At 66.7% G+C, this 16823-nt stretch carries 12 protein-coding genes and 1 tRNA gene; 7 read left to right on the top strand and 6 right to left on the bottom strand.

Annotated features, from left to right (window positions below):
- Nucleotides 1-423: 423 nt before the first annotated feature.
- Nucleotides 424-1251, top strand: coding sequence for a hypothetical protein (locus KF833_23905; GenBank protein MBX3748362.1), 828 nt, complete (start codon nucleotides 424-426; stop codon nucleotides 1249-1251).
- Between the two features lie 71 nt (nucleotides 1252-1322).
- Here the strand turns inward: KF833_23905 and KF833_23900 are convergent, their stop codons facing one another.
- Nucleotides 1323-2231, bottom strand: a complete 909-nt coding sequence (locus KF833_23900) for a serine protease (GenBank protein ID MBX3748361.1) — start codon at nucleotides 2229-2231, stop codon at nucleotides 1323-1325.
- Between the two features lie 57 nt (nucleotides 2232-2288).
- A tRNA-Val gene (locus tag KF833_23895) sits at nucleotides 2289-2361 on the bottom strand.
- A 620-nt stretch (nucleotides 2362-2981) separates the two neighbouring features.
- Here KF833_23895 and KF833_23890 point away from each other — a divergent pair.
- The 3 genes from KF833_23890 (at nucleotide 2982) to KF833_23880 (ending at nucleotide 5656) form a co-directional block, all read left to right on the top strand.
- Complete coding sequence (locus KF833_23890; protein ID MBX3748360.1) at nucleotides 2982-4298, top strand: glycosyltransferase family 4 protein; 1317 nt, start codon at nucleotides 2982-2984, stop codon at nucleotides 4296-4298.
- A 4-nt stretch (nucleotides 4299-4302) separates the two neighbouring features.
- Nucleotides 4303-4758 carry an acyl-CoA thioesterase gene (locus KF833_23885; protein ID MBX3748359.1) on the top strand — a complete coding sequence of 152 codons (456 nt, stop codon included), beginning with the start codon at nucleotides 4303-4305 and terminating at the stop codon, nucleotides 4756-4758.
- A gap of 157 nt (nucleotides 4759-4915) precedes the next feature.
- Nucleotides 4916-5656 carry a PEP-CTERM sorting domain-containing protein gene (locus KF833_23880; protein MBX3748358.1) on the top strand — a complete coding sequence of 247 codons (741 nt, stop codon included), beginning with the start codon at nucleotides 4916-4918 and terminating at the stop codon, nucleotides 5654-5656.
- A 201-nt stretch (nucleotides 5657-5857) separates the two neighbouring features.
- Here the strand turns inward: KF833_23880 and KF833_23875 are convergent, their stop codons facing one another.
- Complete coding sequence (locus KF833_23875; protein ID MBX3748357.1) at nucleotides 5858-5998, bottom strand: hypothetical protein; 141 nt, start codon at nucleotides 5996-5998, stop codon at nucleotides 5858-5860.
- On the opposite strand from KF833_23875, the gene KF833_23870 reads away from it, so the two are divergent.
- A complete protein-coding gene (locus KF833_23870) occupies nucleotides 5997-7175 on the top strand; it encodes a response regulator (GenBank protein ID MBX3748356.1) in 1179 nt (392 codons plus the stop codon). The genes KF833_23875 and KF833_23870 overlap by 2 nt on opposite strands.
- Nucleotides 7176-7463: 288 nt before the next feature.
- Complete coding sequence (locus KF833_23865) at nucleotides 7464-11780, top strand: PAS domain S-box protein (GenBank protein MBX3748355.1); 4317 nt, start codon at nucleotides 7464-7466, stop codon at nucleotides 11778-11780.
- Nucleotides 11781-11789: 9 nt separating this feature from the next.
- On the opposite strand, the gene KF833_23860 is transcribed toward KF833_23865, so the two are convergent.
- A complete protein-coding gene (locus KF833_23860; protein ID MBX3748354.1) occupies nucleotides 11790-12149 on the bottom strand; it encodes a multidrug transporter in 360 nt (119 codons plus the stop codon).
- Nucleotides 12150-12307: 158 nt separating this feature from the next.
- Between KF833_23860 and KF833_23855 the strand changes: the two genes are divergently transcribed.
- Nucleotides 12308-14557: a protein kinase gene (locus tag KF833_23855; protein ID MBX3748353.1), complete on the top strand. Its 2250-nt coding sequence runs from the start codon at nucleotides 12308-12310 to the stop codon at nucleotides 14555-14557.
- A 37-nt stretch (nucleotides 14558-14594) separates the two neighbouring features.
- Here the strand turns inward: KF833_23855 and KF833_23850 are convergent, their stop codons facing one another.
- Both KF833_23850 and KF833_23845 read right to left on the bottom strand, forming a co-directional pair.
- The gene (locus KF833_23850) at nucleotides 14595-15515 is read right to left on the bottom strand and encodes a tyrosine recombinase (GenBank protein ID MBX3748352.1); all 921 of its coding nucleotides are present in this window, start codon (nucleotides 15513-15515) and stop codon (nucleotides 14595-14597) included.
- 3 nt (nucleotides 15516-15518) lie between these two features.
- Nucleotides 15519-16409: a phosphoribosylaminoimidazolesuccinocarboxamide synthase gene (locus tag KF833_23845; protein MBX3748351.1), complete on the bottom strand. Its 891-nt coding sequence runs from the start codon at nucleotides 16407-16409 to the stop codon at nucleotides 15519-15521.
- Nucleotides 16410-16823 lie beyond the last annotated feature (414 nt).

Genomic DNA, 16823 nt, shown 5'->3' with positions numbered 1-16823 from the left:
TCACGTCCTCGGCGCCCCCACGCCCCCCGACGCCGTCTGGATCCGCTGGCCCGGCGGCCGCGAATCCATCACCCCCATCCCCACGGGCGCCCGGGAAATGGTCGTCCGGGGTCGTTAGCCCCCACCGGATCGAACAACGCCCGCAGCCAGCCGCAATCTGGCAGGTTGCACACCTCCACCCATGCAATCCGCATGGCGTAGAGCCCGGAACGAGGGTCCTCGTGCCAGCGTTTGCGGGATAAGGCCATCCCTTGGTCGTCACATCCCCGCAGCCCCTGATCCCGTAACCCCCTCCATCCCGGGGACAACCGCCACGATCCCCCAGTCAGGCCCGCGCCAACCCTCGCCGCCCTCGCCGCCCTCGGATCCCTGGCACCCTTGATGCAAGGAGAAGGACGGAACACTCAACGTTCTACCTAACTTATGAAATCAACACTTGTCACCCTCGGAACTCTCGCCACCACCGTCGTCCTGTCCACGAGCCTCGCCCTTGCCAACCAGGCGCCCGGCGCGGGAAGACCCGCCCTCACCTTCCAGACGACGGACCACCAGGATACGCAGACCCTCGAAGGCAAACTCGTCACGCTCTTCGATTACCTGTCCGGCAAGGACACTGGCGCCCATGCGGCGTCCGCGCCATCCGCCATTGAATCCCGCGACGCCGCCTCTCAAGACGGGTTGCGGCAAAGCCTGCCGTCCGGCGGCTTCGGGGATCGTGATGCCACCCGGCCCGGAGGACGTCCCCTGCCGCAGGGCATGGCTTCCGCCTGGGCCATTCAACCGCTGGTCCTCGTGACCCACGCAGCCCCGCAGGATGCAGAGCAATCCCACCAGGCCGAAGCCAGGGCCTACATCCTGGTGCATGACCCGCAGAACTACGCCGGTCGCAATGCGGTCTCCCAGGCCCACGGGCTGGTGAGCGGCAGCGGCCTGTACTCCGCAACCTCAGACGCACCCCAGGATCGCCTCCTCGTGCGCGACCGCGAAACCCCCGCGAATCCATTCCAATCCATCGGCCCCAGGCCCGGCATCGGGGATGCCGCCGCATCCGCCAAGTCCGGCGCCAAGGTCAAGGTGACCGGTCGCATCATGGATCGCGATGGACTCCAGGCGATCGTCGTGACCCGGGTGGCCTTGGCGGACAGCTCGGAGAAGGCCCCGGAACCCCAAGCCCAGGAACGTGATCCGCAGTCGGAATCGGATCAGCCGGAGCTGGAACTGCCGGACCTCGACGAGCCTGAGCAGGAATAACGGACCCTGCTCGTTCAGTAAGTCCGCAACCGCCGGCCGGGGAGGATCCTTCCTCCCCGGTCGGTCCGTTTCTATTCGGACCCCACCGGGCCGGCGCCGGCGCCAGACTCCCGCGCTGCCGATTCAGCTCTTGCAGCGGATGGTTCCGCGGATGCTTCCGCTTCCGGCATCACCCAACGAAACCGCTGAACCTCGTCACCAGCCACGACCGATACCGTGACCTCATGCCCCGCACGCACGCTCAACCACTCCAGAAACTGCGCGTACCCGGACGGCCCAGCCCCCCTTTCCCCGTGCGGAATCCCCCCTCCGCCAACCTCGCCAACCGCTCCATCCCCGCCCGCCTCGGAATGGAGGCGTGTGACGAACCGGGCCGGTATCGCGAAGTTCAGGTTCTGCCCTCCCACCTTGCTCCATGCCGACACTCCGACAACCTCGCCAAATCCATCCACCACCGGCCCGCCGCTGTTCCCCGGCGAAAACGCGCACGTCAACTGGTATTGCGGAAAGCCGTCGATCATCCGCACCTGGCTCAACAGTCCATCCGAAATGCTGAAGCTGTACCCGCGGGGTGAGCCGATGGCGTAAAGCCGCGAGGCGATCCGGGGATCGTCCTGCCTCATCGTCAGCGGTGTCCGCGCGGTCGGCCTCACCTCCAGCAGCGCCAGATCGTGCCTCTCGCTGTGCCCCACCACCCCCAGAACCTCCGCCCGAGTCCCGTCCGAGTAAGTTGCCTCGATCTCCCTCACCCCACGCACCACATGCCAGGCCGTCACCACCCGGTCCGGTCGGAAAGCCAGAAACCCCGCCCCCACGAACCGCTCCCCGTTCGCATCCGTCACCCGCAACGCCAGCGTCGACGCCACCACACGGTCGTACACCTCGGGTGGCGACAATTCGGCCCCTCCGCAGGCCGCACCAGCCACCAGCGTCAATGCCATCGCACCCCGCATCCCCCGCGTCCGCCAGGAATTCTGCATGTCCATCGGGTCCATCGGCCGCTCCCGCCCAAACCTGTAACGGAGCGCTTGCCCGGGTGGGCGATGAGGGACTCGAACCCCCGACCGTCTCCGTGTAAAGGAGCTGCGCTAGCCACTGCGCCAATCGCCCCACCCAGCGCACCCAAGAAAGCCGCGCCAGCCCCCCGATGGCAATCGCAAAGGCATCCATCCAATAATGGGCCCGGCACACTGATATTGACTGAATCCAAACAATGAGACCGGCATTTTAATGTTGATGTTGACGACCTGCAACAACGTCATCTCCAGCGGCCTCCGATCGGATTTCGGAGGCGGGCTTCGTCCGGGGGGGCACCGGACAGAAGCGCAGTGTCAGCAATTTAGAGCCTGACGAATTGCACTAGCGGATGGAGCAGGAAACGAAGGTTGAAGGGAGGCCCGGTCAGGTTGGGGCATGGAGTCGCGGAGTTGGAACTCTTGCGCCGGCACCCCGGACACGTGTTTGCGAGCACCCATCAGGTGACTATCGATCAAGGGAAACCGTATCCGGTCATCCGAAAGCCCATTCCCCTCATGCCCGCTCAGAATTCGGGCATCCCGTTGCACCGCCCCGCACGCCCCACCATTCCTTGCCTCTTCCCAAGCCATCCGTCGATCGCACGCCCGCTTCGGATGGCACCGCACTTCCTGCTTCCCGCCCCACCCGCCACCGCAATGCTGGCGCACGCCCTCACTTCCGCTAACCTGCCCGTCACGTTCGCCTGAAGACCCATGCGCATTGTCCAACTGACCCCGGGAGCCGGCGGCATGTACTGCGGAAACTGCCTCCGAGACAACGCCATCGTCGCCGCCCTTCGCCGCCACGGCCATGATGTGACCATGCTCCCGCTTTACCTTCCCCTGACCACTGACGAACCCGACCAGAGCGCCGGTTCCCCCGTCTTCTTCGGTGGGATCAACGTCTATCTAGAACAGCGCATTCCCTTCGCCCGCCGTCTTCCTAAGTGGCTCCATCGCCTCCTGGATTCCCCCCGGCTCCTCCGCTGGGTCGGCACCGCCGCCGCCCAAACCCACCCTTCCAAGGTGGGCGCACTGACGGTCTCGATGCTGCGCGGGGAGGAGGGCCGCCAGGCAAGCGAGGTTGATGCCCTCGTCGAATGGCTTTTCCAACACCAACCGCACCCCGATGTCATCAGCTTCTCCAATGCCCTCCTAATCGGGCCCGCACGCCGCCTCAAATCCCAACTGGGCTCCGTTATCGCCGTCACCCTTCAGGGCGAGGACTGCTTCCTCGATGCCCTGGCCGAACCGCACCGAACGGACGCTTGGAAGATCCTCGCCGAACGCCTCGCCGAAGTGGATCTCCTCATCTCCCCAAGCCGCTACTACGCCGATCGCATGGCCGAACGACTCGGCCTCGCCGCCGAATCCATCCAGGTCGTGCCCAACGGCATCAACCTCGCCGGCTGGCGCGTCCCCGACGCCCAGCCAGTTCAGCCCGTCCTCGGCTTCTTCGCCCGCCTCTGCGCCGAAAAAGGACTCGATCACCTCGTCGACGCCTACTGCCGGATCCGCCAGCGGGGACGCATCCCCAATCTGCGCCTCCATCTCGGCGGCGGACTCGGGCCCTCCGACCAACCATTCGTCCGCGCCCAGCAGCAGCGCCTCGAACGCGAGGGCTGGGCCAGCCAGGTCGAACTCTTCCCCAATCTCGACCACGCCTCGAAACAGGCATTCTTCCGCCGCCTCTCCGTCCTCTCGGTTCCCGCCCACTACGGCGAGGCCTTCGGGCTCTACCTCCTCGAAGCCATGGCCTCCGGCGTCCCCGTCGTCCAGCCCGATACCGCCGCCTTTCCCGAAATCATCGAGCAATCCCAAGCCGGCCTGCTGTCCCGTCCCAACGATCCCGAAGACCTTTCCCTGCGCATCGAGGAAGTCCTCCTCCAACCCGACCTCGCAGCCCGCCTCGGCCGCGCCGGCCGTAACGCCGTAGAAAAACGGTACAACAACGTCGCCGCCGCCCATCGCGTCGCCGATCACTTCGCCGCCGCCCTTGCCACCCGCCGCACCCAGCCCGTCTCCGCCTGATCCCATGGCTTCCACCTTCGTTCTCCGCCGCCGCGTCGAGTTCTCCGAAACCGACCTCGCCGGAATCGTTCACTACTCCAACTTCTTCCGCTACATGGAGGCCGCCGAACACGCCTTCTTCCGCTCCCTCGGCCACTCCGTCGCCGCCCGGCCCGGCGCCCCCCAAGTGGGCTGGCCCCGTGTCCACGCCTCGTGCGACTACCATCAGCCCCTGCGTTTCGAGGAGGAGTTCGAAATTCACCTCGAAGTGGTCGAGAAACGCTCCAAGTCCCTTACCTACGCCTTCCGGTTCCTGCGTCCCGGTGCTGCGCACCCCGACGAACTCGCCTCCGGCCGCCTCACCGTCGTCTGCGTCGCCCATCGCCCGGACGGCTCCATGAAGGCAGTTCCCATCCCGCCCGAAATCGCCAACCGAATCCACGTCGCGCCCTCGCCCGATCCCGAATCCCACCCCTCGTGAACCGCCGCATCGGCAGGCCAGACGTCGGGCTCCATCGCGCGCTCGCCGATGGACCTCCCGAGTGCCGGAGGGCGGCGGATTCCTGCTCGTTTTCGAAGGCTTTTTCCTTGCCTCCCTCGGGACGTGAACCGTACCTTCGCGCCCGTCTCCCAACTCCATGAAGACCTCCCTGCTCCGCGCCGCAGCGGCCACCTTCGCCGGATTGGCCGCCTCGCTCGGCGCCCATGCCTTCCCCAACATTGTCTCCGTCATCGAAAGAAACGGGGATACCGATCGCCCCTCGGCCAAGGCGACGGGGATGACTTTCTCCATCGAGAATCCCACCGGCAACGTCCTGATCCCCGACTACACCGTCGGCCCCTTCCTCGACGGGGCCAAGTCGATGACGGATCGGACCCACCAGTACACCCGCACCTCGGACTCCGTTGGCTTCCCCTCCTACCTCATGGGGCATGAGTACATCATGATCGCCAACAACAACCGCGATAATGCCAACTTCGAACTCGAGATCACCCTCGCCAACCCCTCGATCGTTTATCTCCTCATCGATAACCGCCTTGGCGATGGCAGCAATGCCAATCCCCCGACCTTCACCGAACGCATGCAGTGGGTCCCCAACGAGCTCTGGATCCCCATCTCCGTGAACGGAAATAACGCGGGAAACCCTGCCTTCCCGGATACTGTCGGCATCGATGAAAGCGCCGACGGCTCCATCAACCAGTGGTCTTCCGTGTACGCCAAGCTCTTCCCCGCCGGCACCCTGACCCTCCAGGAATACGGTCAGGACGGTCAGAATATGTACGGCGTCGTCGTCGCCTCCATCCCGGAACCCGGTCCCGTGACGCTCCTGCTCCTCGGCGGCGGGCTCTATGCCCTCACCCGCCGTCACCGGCGCTGAGCCTCACTGCCGCACTTCCGGGCGCCCACGCCCGGACGCCCTTCGCACCCCCTTCGGTTCCGGGGCAGGCCAACTGGCCTGCCCCGAACCCTTTCATGACGCTTGATTGTGGCTCTTAGTCCCGCCCGTTGGATCATTCGGGTTCCGCATTTTTGCCCAGCCACAGGCACCACTTAAGTAACCGACCGCAAGACCCGATATCTACGACATGACGCGGTCGTCCCAGAATGCCAGCGCCCCACCCTCCGCCATCGCTCCGAGGTCGGGTACCGGACTCCCGTTTCCCTTTCCACTCCCCTGACGTCCCTTCTTGCAGTCGTTCCCCGAATCTTTTAGCCTCATGTCAACTTTGAACTCTCCCTCCAAAACCTCATCCGAAACGCCCGGCATCCGGGTGCTGCTGACGCTCGGAAACGCGTTGGCCCGTGCCGGGTTGCGGAACTGCCTCTCCGGACAGGACGATATCGTGCTGGTCGGCGAATCCGCCGACATGCGCCAAGCCATGGCCCTGATCGAAGAAGTCCGCCCCACCGTCATCGTCGTCGATGAAACGGCTGTCGTCGAACTCCGCGCCCTCGGCGTCGCCCTTCCCCCATCGGTTGCCAATCAGCCACCCTCACTGGTGCTCCTCGCCGAAAGCGGCAGCCCGGATTTGCTCGACTCCGCCCTCGCCGCCGGAGTCAAGGGCTTCCTGGACCCCGCTACCACCCCCGATGCCCTCCTTACAGCCATCCGCCAGGTCGCCGCAGGGGAACGCTACATGTCCCCGGGCCTCCTCCCCAAGCTGGTCAAACGGGAGGAAGCCTCCTCCGAGGTCGATTCCTCGCCCGAGGATATCCTGACCGACCGGGAACTCGAAGTGTTCCAGCTCACAGGCGAAGGCTTCGAGGCCAAGGAGATCGGCGACCGCCTGGGCATCAGCCCCCGCACCGTCGATGTCCACCGGGCCAATATCCGCCAAAAACTCGGCCTCAACAGCGTCCATGAGCTGATGCGCTTCGCCACCGCCTGGCAGCAGAATCGCGCCCGCGCCGATCGCCTCCAGCGCTTCTGCCGCGAAAAGCGCCCCCTCCTCCTCGTCGAGGATGACGAAGTCGATGTCCTGAGCCTCGAACGCGCCCTCGCCCGACTCCCGGCCGCCTTCCCCATCGAGGTCGCCCGCCATGGAGAAGCCGCCCTCCAGTGGCTCCGCTCCGAAAACCACTCCCTCCCGTTCCTGATCCTCCTCGATATCAATATGCCCCGCATGAACGGGCATGAGTTTCTCGCCGAATTGCGCCGGGACCCGGTGCTGCGCACCCTCCCCGTGGCCGTGCTCACCACCTCACCCCATGAGGCCGATCGGGAACGCCTCTACCAGCTCGGCATCATGGCCTACCTGATCAAACCCACCCGATCCGAGGAGTACGTCGAAATGCTCCGCAGCCTCGCCGAGTTCTGGAGCTTCAATTCTCCACCCCCGTTCCCCCGCCGGGGAACCCCCGCCAGCGACGATTCAGTCGTCACTCACGCAGCCTGATCCCATCCCGGTCGCCAGCCTTCAACCCTGGCAACCTCTTGATCTCCGGCCCTCCTCGGGCCCGCTTCGCCCACGTCGCGACGCCCCTTCCCTTCGGGCGTACGCCCCGGCACTCTTCCCCGCGTCGCAGGGTTTGCACCCCGCCCCACGGCAGGGAAGTATCCCCGGGTCGTTCCCGATGTCCCCCGCCCCACTCCAGACCGCGTGGCCAGCCCCATCCGGCCAACCCCGGCTCGCCCGGCCCGCTCCACGCCAACTCCGGTCACCCCCCCGCCCGGCTCCGCGCCCATGAATGGCCCCGTGGATCATCCCCCCTCCATGGACCAGATCCGCAGCGAACTCATCGAGGGCGCCCCGGATGCCATCTACACCCTCGACGCCCAGGGGCGCATCCTCTCAGCCAATGCCGCCGCCGCCGCAGTCGTCGGCTACCCCCAGGACCAGTTGACCGGCCGCTCCGTCCTCGACGTGATCGCCCCGGAAGACCGCGAACGCACCGCCCGCCGCATCCGCTCCCGATTCACGGCCGGGGACCATGACGAACCCTTCGTCGTGGATATCATCGATCGTTCCGGCCGGCGTCGGACCATGGAGGTCACCTCCCGGCTCATCCATCCGGCCGGGGACTCCCCCCGGCTCGAGGGATTCGCCCGCGACATCACGGACCGCAAACGAGCCGACACCGCCCTCCGCACCCTCGCCGCCATGACGGCCCAAGGCCGGGGCGAGGATTTCTTTCGATCCCTCGTCCGCAGCGTTGCCGAGGCCCTTCGCGTCAGGCACGCCCAGGTCGGCGTCGTCCGTTCCGAATCCACCCACCGGGTCGAACCCCTCGCCATCTGGAACAGCGACGGATTCGCCGAGAACGACGCCTTCGACCTCGCCCTCACGCCCGGAAACGAGATCCTTCGCCAGGACCTCTGCCTCGTTCCCGACAACGTCCGCAGCCGGTTTCCCGACGACCCCTGGCTCGCCCAAATTGGCGCCGAATCGTATCTCGCCCTCCGCCTGACCGGGCCGTCCGATGAACTGCTCGGTCTCCTCGTCCTCGCCCATACAGGCCCCTTCGACCCCAACCCGACCCAGCTGGACATGCTCCGCATCCTGGCCGCCCGCGCCGGCGCGGAAATCGCCCGGCTCCGCGCCACCGAAGCCCTCCGTGCCAGCGAGGAACGCTTCCGCCAGCTCGCCGAACAGGCCCGCGATGTCCTCTGGACCCTAGACCTCCCCTCCCACCGCTTCGCCTACCTCAGCCCGTCCTTCCAGCGGATCACCGGCCTGGACACCGACGCCTTCCTTCCTCACGCCCGTCGTGTCCTGCGACTCATCGACCGTCGCGACCGTCGCCGCGTCCTCGAAACCCTGCGCGAGGCCCGACACGATCCCGCCAACGGCTACGCCATGGAATACCGGATCCCCGGCCCCCATGGCTCCGAACGCTGGATCTTCGACCAGGGCGTCGTCATTCGTGATACCCGGGGCCTCCCCGTCCGCATCAGCGGCGTCGCCCGCGAAATCACCTCCCGCAAACTCGCCGAAATCGCCCTCGCCACCGAACGCAGCCGGTTCCGCGAACTCTTCGAAAACTCCCCCGATGCCATCTTTGTCGAGTCCCTCGAAGGGGTCGTCCTCGACGTCAATCAAGCTGCCTGCAACCTGCACGGCATGCCCCGCGACGCGCTCGTCGGACTCCCCGTCGCCGAACTCGTCCCCCCTCACCTCCGAACCGATGCCCAAAAGGACTTCCAGCGCCTCGCCTCCGGAGAATTGGGCCTTTGCGAGAGCTTCAGCCTGCGCCGCGATGGATCCGCGGTTCCCGTCGAACTCCGCGCCACCCGGGTCGCCCTTCACCACAGCCGGGAAGCCCTCCTCATCCATGTCCGGGATATCAGCGCCCGCCGCCGGACCGAGGAGTTCCTCGCCGGTCAGAACCGAATCCTCGAATGGATCGCCACCGGCCGCCCCGTGGAAGAGGTGCTTGCCGAACTCGTCCGCGTCACCGAGGCCCGTCAACAGGGGGTCCGCTGCTGGATCCTCTGGTTTCCCCTCGGCAGCCCCGGCCAGCCCGCCATCCTCGCCCCCACCTTCCGCCCCGCCGCCCGCTCCCGCCTCCTCGAACTCGCCACCCCCCCAGGCCGAATCGGCCAGCTCCTCGCCGAAGCCCGCGGTAACCCTCTCGTCATCGGCAAGTTTCCCTCCGAGATGGATCCCGACCTCCAGCTCGCCTCCATCGAAGGCGCATCCTGGGAATGCACCGCCATCCTGCCCATCATGGCCCGCAACGCCCAGTTGCTCGGCGCCTTCGTCGGCTTCCTCCCAGCCGGTCTCGAACCGGATGAACCCCTGCTCGATCTTCACCGGCTCGCCGCCTCCCTCGCGGATGTCGCCATCGAACGACACCTCAACGATGCCGCCCTCCGCGAAGGCGCCACCCGCCTCCATCGCGCCAATGCCGCCCTCCTCGAACTCGCCCGCAGCGAACTCGTCGCCCATGGCGACCTCGGCGCCTCCCTCCGCGAAATCACCGAGGCCGCCGCCCGCGGCGTCGGCGTCGCCCGCGTCAATATCTGGCTCTTCGAACAAAACGACACCACCCTCCGCTGCGTCAGCCAGTTCGAGGCACGCGGCTCCGAATCCGACGTCAATCTCGAACTCCGGGTCGCCAACTTCCCCGCCTACTTCGAGTCCGTCACCCGCGACCGCTTCGTCTCCATCTCCGACGTCGAAACCGACCCCCGCACCCGCGAACTCCTCGTCCCTTACCTGCGCCCCCTCGGCATCACCTCCCTCCTCGATGCCGGCATCCGCCTCCGCGGCCGCCTCATCGGAATGATCTGCCTCGAACACCTCGGACCCCGCCGCACCTGGAAAAACGAGGAGGAACTCTTCGCCGGCTCCATCGCCGATATCGTCGCCCTCGCCATCCAGGCCGGCGAACGCCGATGCATCGAGGAAGCCCTCCGCCAAAGCGAGGAAGCCTACCGCTCCGTCGTCGGCGCCCTCGCCGAGGGCGTCATGCTCGTCAATCGCGACGGCTCCTTCGTCACCTTCAACGACAGCGCCGCCGAAATCCTCGGCCTAACCGCCGATTACCTCCGGAATCACCGCCTCACCGACGTCAGTTGGGATACCCTCCGCCTCGACGGTTCCCAGCTCGATCAGGAGGATTACCCCGGTATCACCACCCTCCGCACCGGCGAACTCGTCAACGATGCCGTCATGGGCGTCCGCCGCCCCGATGGACGCCTCGTCTGGATCTCCGTCAATTCCCGCCCCTTCTCCCGCGATGAGTCCGGCCAGGTCTCCAGCGTGGTGGTCTCCTTTGCCGATATCACCCGCCGCCAGGAAGCCGAACGCGCCCTCCGCGAAGGTCACGAACTCCTCCAGGCCGTCAGCGATGTCCAAGCCTCCTTCATCGAGGACCCCGAACCCGCCCGCGCCTTCCGCCATGTCCTCAGCCGCCTCATGCGCATGACCGACAGCCGCCAGGGTGTCATCGCCGAAGTCACCGTCTCCCCTTCCGGCACCCGCGAACTCAATGTCTTCGTCCCCTGCCCGCCCAAACCATCCGATCCCCCGGACACCCCCTCCATCGATGATGGCCTCCGCCAGTTGATCGAAAACGTCCTCGCCACCGCCCGCCCGGTGATCATGACCGCCCCCAATCCTCGCGATCACCTCCTCGGCCTCCCCCTCCGACACGACGAAGAAGTCGTCGGCGTCGTCGGACTCTCCCGCCAGGCCCCGCCGTTCGACCATGCCGTCGCGCGCCGGCTCGAACCCTTGCTCATCACCTGCGCCAATCTCATCGGCGCCATGAGGCTCGACCGCCAGCGGGAACAGGCCGAAGCCCAGATCCGTCAGCTCAATGCCCAACTCGAACAGCGTGTCGAGGAACGCACCGCCGACCTCCGCTCCACCAACGAGGAACTCGCCGAATTCGCCTACGTCGTCACCCACGACCTCAAGGCACCCCTCCGCGGCATCCACCAGCTCTCGGAATGGCTGACCCAGGATCATGCCTCCCGCCTCGACCCCGAGGGACTCCGTCTCCTCGGCCTCCTCCGCGGTCGCGTCAAACACCTCCAGCACATGATCGACGGCCTCCTCGCCTGCGCCAAGGTCGCCCGCACCCCCGAACCCGAATCCCAGGTCTCCACCCTCCAGCTCGTCACCGAAGTCTCCGCCGTCCTCGCTCCCCCGCCCAACGTCGCCATCCAGCCCGCCCCCGACCTCCCCACCCTCACCGGCAACCCCGACCGCCTCTATCAGGTCTTCCAAAACCTCATCGATAACGCCGTCAAATACCTCGACAAACCCCAGGGCGTGATTTCCATCTCCGCAACCCGGCGCCGGAACGCCTGGGAATTCCGCGTCGCCGACAATGGCCCGGGCATCCCGGAACGCTATCAGGAAAAGGTCTTCCAGATCTTCCAGCGCCTCGATCCCTCCGGCCTCGTTCCAGGTACCGGACTCGGCCTCACCCTTGTCAAACGCATCGTGGAAACCCGGGGCGGACGAATCTGGATCGAATCCAAGGACGGCCAGGGCGCTGCCGTCTGCTTCACCTGGCCAGACCGCGCCCGTCGCCGCGTCATCGCCTGATCCGCCCGCCTACCACCGCCCTGGCTCGAAATCCCCCAGCCGGCGCCGGAACGTGAATCGAGCCGGCCCCCCGACCAAAACCTGCCCCGTCCGATCCACATCCCCGCTGATCGCCGAAAACGGCAGCGCCACCACCCAGATCGCCGCCCCCACCGCCGTCGCCGCCAATCCCAACGGCCGAACCACCAACGCATCCGCCGCCACCTCCACCGGATCGCTCCCGTCCCCGCTTCGCAACGGCGTCGTCGCCGTCGTTGACCTGACCTCCCGCCCGGCAGCCGCTTCCGACTCCTGCGCCCATCCCACCGGCAGCGTCCCGATCGCCAGACTCGCACCCACCCCGACACTCATCCACCAGCGCACGCTCATATCGCCTCCTTAAAACCTGGCCCCCCGAATGTCCAAGCAATTCTCGCCCCGCCCCTGGCATTGCCGATTCGGTCCCACGACGGCACTGTGACCTTCCCGCCTCCGTAACCACCGCTCCCACCCCAACGTCCAATTCGCCGTCCCGCACCCCCCTCCCCGTGTCCAACGTCTCCAGGTCATCCCTCCTCCTTGCCCCCACCGCCGCCGCGGTGATCCTTCTCGCCATCGGCCTCGCCACCCATCGCGCCGTCCGCCACACCCTGGCCGCATCCGTCGCCAACGAACTCGAAACAGTCCTCAACGCCAACGTCACCGCCCTCGAAATCTGGATCCATACCCAGGAGCGTACCGCCGCCGTGCTCGCCCGGCACCCCGCCCTCCTCCCGCTCTGTGAACAACTCCTGGCCACCGGCCCCCCGGTCCCCTCCTCGAATGGACCTCCCCGCCCCCCTCCGCCCGCACTCGGCGCCTTCCAGGAAATCCTCGAGCAATCCCTCGGTCCCGCCGGTTTCGGTGCCGCCCAATTGGTGAACCGTGACCTTCAGGTGGTCGCCGCTTCCGGCCGTGGCCGCTCCCGCCCGGGCGCAATCGTCCCCGAAGAACATCTCGCCCGCTTCGAGGAACTCTTCGCCACCGACCAGCCTGTCCTCGTCACACCGTTCAAACTCGCCCCCCCGCGCCGTGGCCCTCCGGACCGGGATACCGGCCGGTTCTTCCGCAGGCCTCCACCCGCCCTGAACAATTCCCCCGTCTTCCACCCTCCCGACGCCAGCCGCTCCCGCCCCTCCTTTGCGAACCGTCCCGAAATCAAGCTGATGCAGATCCTGACCCCGGTGCGCGACCCCGAGGGTCGCACCATCGGCGCCCTCGCCTTCATTCTCCGCCCCGAGGACGAATTCACCCGCGTCCTCTCCGTGGCGCGTCCAGGCGACACCGGCGAAACCTTCGCCTTCGATCCCTCCGGTCTCATCATCTCCCAAAGCCGGTTCGACGACCAACTCCGCCAGCTTGGACTTCTCACCAATGCCCCCGACGCCAACTCCGCCCTCACCCTCGAACTGCGCGATCCCGGCCGTAACCTGACCCTCGCCCGGCCCCCGTTCGATCCACCCGGCCCCGATGCCCCCCTGATGCCGCTCGTCGCCGCGGCCGTCGCCGAAACCAGCGGCGTCACCGTCGTCCCCAGTCCCGATTATCGTGGCGTCCCCGTCGTGGGCGCCTGGCGCTGGTTGCCCGACCGCCGCTTCGGGGTGGTCACCAAGATCGATGCCGCCGAGGCGTTTCAACCCCTCCGTGTCATCGAACGCGTCTTCCTCGTCCTCCTCCTCCTGCTCGCGCTCGCCGCCCTCGGCATCACCATCTTCACCGGCCTCAATGCCCGCTGGCGCCGCCGCTTCCACGAAGCCCAACTCAAAGCCCGCCGCCTCGGCCAGTACACCCTCGACGAAAAGATCGGCGAAGGGTGCATGGGCGTCGTCTATCGCGCCCACCACGCCCTCCTCCGTCGCGACACCGCCGTCAAGCTCCTCCTCCCCCACCGCGCCGATCCCGACCTCATCCGGCAGTTCGAACACGAGGTCCGCCTCACCTGCCAGCTCAGCCATCCCAACACCATCCAGGTGTACGATTACGGCCACACCCCGGACGGCATCTTCTACTACGCCATGGAACTGCTTCACGGCCTCACCTTCCAGGACCTCGTGGAGCGACACGGCCCCCAACCCGAGGAGCGGGTCGTCCATCTCCTCGCCCAGGTCTGCGGCTCCCTCCAGGAAGCCCATCAGGCCGGCCTCATCCACCGCGACATCAAACCCGGCAACCTCTTCCTCTGCCACCGCGGCGGCATCCCCGACACCGTCAAGGTGCTCGACTTCGGCCTCGTCCAGCGACTCCCCCAAGATCCCGCCACCACCCCGCAGAACCGCCCCGGACCCGATACCTCCCGCTTTCTGGGCACCCCCCTTTACCTGGCCCCGGAATCCATCCGCCAACCCGGCTTCGGCGATCCCCGCACCGACCTCTACGCCCTCGGCGCCGTCGGTTACTTCCTGCTCTCCGCCCAACCCCTGTTCGTCTGCTCCTCCATCGACTCCCTCTGGGAACACCAACTCACCACCAACCCCGAACCCATCGCCACCCGCACCCCCCTCCCCGTCAGTCCCGCCATCGCCGCCGCCATCCACGCCTGCCTCCATAAGGACCCCGCCCGCCGCCCCCAATCCGCTGCCGAATTCCTCCAACTCCTTCTGCTCTCGCCGCTGTCCGGTGCCTGGACCCCGGAACGCCAGCGGGCCTGGTGGAACCAGTTCACTCGCGATCTCAGCTCCCCCGCTCCGTCCACCCCGTCCCAGCCCCGGACCCCGCTCCTCTCCGCCACCCTTCGCATCGACTGGGAACAGCGCACCTGATCCCCACCCCCGCCCCCGCCTTCCCCCGCCCGCACCCTCAACCCCTCGGGTGAAACCGGCGGTGCACCTCCCGCAACCGCTCCGACGCCACATGCGTATAGACCTGGGTCGTATTGATGCTGGCGTGCCCGAGCATCTCCTGGATCACCCGCAGATCCGCCCCGTTCTCCAGCAGATGCGTCGCGAAACTGTGACGCAACATGTGCGGTGTCACCGCTCGCATCACCCCCGCCGCCCGCGCCCGAGCCTTGATCCTGCGCCACAGCGCGCTGTGGCTGAACCCGGTGCCGCGCGACGTCAAAAACAACTGCGCCGGTGACCCCGCCCGCACCAATTGCGGTCGGCCGAGTTCCAGGTACCTCCGCAGCGTCTCCAACGCCCTCGGCGCCACGGGCACGATCCGCTCCTTGTTCCCCTTCCCCACCACCGTCACGAAGCCCGCCTCCAGATGGAGCTGCTCGACACGAACGCCCCGCAGTTCCGCCAGGCGCAATCCCGACGCATAGGCCAGCTCCAACACCGCCACGTCACACCAGTCGATCGGCTTGGGCGCACTCGGCGGCTCCAACAGCCGCCCAATCTCCTCGCCCGTCAGCGTCTTCGGCAGACGCTGCCATCGCCGCGGCAATTGCAGATGCTCTGCCGGGTCCGACGGGAGATGCCCCTCCGTCACGGCAAACCGGAAAAACGCCCGCAATGCCGCAATGCGCCCATACAGGGCGTCCGGACCCAGACGCCGCGGCGCCGCGGCCGCCCCGCATGCCACCACCCGCCGCCGTTCCTCCCCCAAAAAGGCGGTCAGATGGCCGATCCCAACCCCGCCCCACGCCGCCACACCTCGCTCCCGCACCCAGCCGCCAAACTGGCGCAGGACCGCCGCGTAAGCCTCCTGCGTCCGGACCGCCCGTCCCCGCTCATGCCGCAGGTACACCAGAAAATCCTCGATCAGCGCCTCCACAATTCAAAGCGGCTCCCCGGTCAGCCTTCGGTACGCCTCCAAATACTTCTCCCGCGTTCGCTCCACAATCTCCGGCGGCAATGCGGGCGCCGGCGGCCGCTTGTCCCAGGACAGTCCCTGCAGGTAGTCCCGCACGTACTGCTTGTCGAAGCTCGGCTGGCTGCGCCCCGGCTGGTACCCGTCCACAGGCCAGAACCGTGACGAATCCGGCGTCAGCACCTCGTCGATCAGGATCAGTTCCCCCTCCCACCAGCCAAACTCGAACTTCGTGTCGGCAATCACGATCCCCCGCTCCCGCGCGTGCTCCCGCGCCATCTGGTAGATCCGCAGACTCAGCGCACGCACCCTCTCGGCCGTCTCCCCTCCCACCAGCTCGACCGCCCGCTCGAACGGGATGTTCTCGTCGTGTCCGCTCTCCGCCTTGGTCGCCGGCGTGAAGATCGGCTCGGGCAACGCTTCCGACTCCTTCAGCCCCGCCGGCAACCCCACCCCACAGATCGCCCCGCTCTGCCGATACTCGCTCCACCCGGAACCCGCGAGGTACCCACGGACCACGCACTCGATCGGCAGCGGGCAGGCCCGCTTCACCACCATGCTCCGGCGCCCCAGCCAATCCGCCCACGGCGCCAGCCTCTCCGGCAGCGGTTCACCCGCCCTCCGCAACCGATGACTTGCAACCACCCCCTCCAGCCGGTCGAACCAGTAGTGGGACAGTTGCGTCAAGACCTCCCCCTTCCCTGGAATCCCGTTCGGCATCACGCAATCGAACGCCGATATCCGATCCGTCGCTACCAGCAACAGCGCGTCCCCAAGATCGAACACCTCCCTGACCTTGCCTCGCTTCACCCGCGGAATCCCGGGCAATTCCACCTCCACCCTCGGCGCGTCGGACATGCCCTCACGCTACCCGCCCGCCCCGCCCCCGGTCCAGCTGCGCATCACTTCGTGCCGATCGTCACGGCAATCTCATCGATTTGATTTGTATTGACTTCTATTTAGCCAGACATTTTAAACATGATCTGTAGAGTTTAAAGTGTCAGATACTTTTTCTTTTTATTGACCCCTCAGACTCCCGCATCATTCTCCTTCCTTCATCGTCACCCATTTCACGCCCACACTTCACAAATCCTTCCTGCCACCACCCACACCACCATTCCTACACACACCGCCATGAGAACCCCCCGCATCACGGCCGACCCCACCCTCCCGGCGACGTATCACTGCATGTCCCGAGTCGCCGGCCGCCTTCCCCTCCTCGACGACTCCGCCAAGCACAAACTCCTCAACATCCTCCACCACCTCGCCCGC

This window comes from Verrucomicrobiia bacterium (assembly GCA_019634625.1).
Lineage (GTDB): Bacteria > Verrucomicrobiota > Verrucomicrobiia > Limisphaerales > CAIMTB01 > CAIMTB01.
The sequence above is the reverse complement of the archived record's forward strand: the minus strand, read 5'-3'. Positions and strand labels throughout refer to the sequence as shown.